This window comes from Phormidesmis sp. 146-12 (genome assembly GCF_052939495.1).
This window is the reverse complement of the sequence record NZ_JBJPHS010000260.1, coordinates 1-1,137: the sequence shown is the minus strand read 5'-3', so window position 1 is coordinate 1,137 and position 1,137 is coordinate 1. Positions and strand designations below refer to the sequence as shown.

At 45.9% G+C, this 1,137-nt stretch carries 1 protein-coding gene and 1 pseudogene; one reads left to right on the top strand and one right to left on the bottom strand.

What is annotated here, in order from left to right:
• Positions 1-218: 218 nt before the first annotated feature.
• Positions 219-908 carry an IS1 family transposase gene (locus ACKFKF_RS35125; RefSeq protein WP_446871957.1) on the bottom strand — a complete coding sequence of 230 codons (690 nt, stop codon included), beginning with the start codon at positions 906-908 and terminating at the stop codon, positions 219-221.
• A 29-nt stretch (positions 909-937) separates the two neighbouring features.
• On the opposite strand from ACKFKF_RS35125, the pseudogene ACKFKF_RS35120 reads away from it, so the two are divergent.
• A pseudogene (locus tag ACKFKF_RS35120) lies at positions 938-1,137 on the top strand (hypothetical protein); the annotation flags it as partial.

The window sequence follows — 1,137 nt, the reverse complement described above, 5'->3', positions numbered from 1 at the left end:
TTTCTAAATCCTGGAATGAGGCTTTAGGTTTCTATCCTAAGACGCTGAACTTGCCCGCTCTGTCACTGATAGATACCGGAGCTTCGGATGCAGCTTGTGTAGGATTCAGGTGAGAACATTTTGACGAATGCTGTCATGACGCATGAGAAGAGCGACAACACGCGATTTACATTGGCACAACATCTGAATATGACGGCGTTGCTGAATGAAGGTATGAATCAAGCGGGGACAGGTACATCCCAAAATTTTAGGTAATGAAGTAGCAATCGAATCGAATGTGCCAGCATTTCTGCTGATTTGGAATAACAGAGTGTCTTGCGATGTAATCGAGCCAGATAGTGCTGCAATCTCGTATTTTCGCCTTCTACGCGGGTCATGTAGGTCTTGCAAATAATTTGGTCACCGTTGGGAATGAACCCAGGATAGACTGACCAACCATCCGTGACATAGAAATAGCACTGCCAAGTTGCCACAATCGCCCACAACGGACGGAACGTATCGGCACTGGGTTTACCTAAGACCCAACCTAAAATGCCTTGAGTGAAGTGGTCAACGACCGTCCAGATCCAGATTTTGTTTTTTTGACCAATGAAGGTTTCTAGTTCATCCAACTCACCGACTTCAGGTATTTTGTCAGGCGTGTAAGCATCCGGCAGGCATTTGCCGACTTGTCTGACCCAAGTAATCAGGGTGGTATGATGCACTCCTTCGACCCGCTCAATCCCCCGAAACACCATGCCGTTGACATACATTTTGAGACATTCCCGTTTCATCGCATCACTATAGCCTTGAGGCGGGGCATAACCATCTATGAATTGCCGACCACAATCGACGCAGATGTGATTTTGCTTACCTTTCTTGATTCCATTTTTACGGATATGAGTTGAGTTGCACTCGGGACATTCCATGCTAATTCACCCTAATTCATACCCTCATTATGCAACGCCAATATGACAAAGCGAAGGTTCTTGATCGGCTAGAGCGAGAAATCCAGCGCACCAAAGCTTTCTATTCCCAAGTGACCTACATTAAAATTGTGGATAGAACCGCCTCTAACTGGCAATTTATCAACCTCTATACTTACAACACTTCGGACAAAATTAAGCAGCGATCACGCCGTAGGAGCGCAGACTTTCG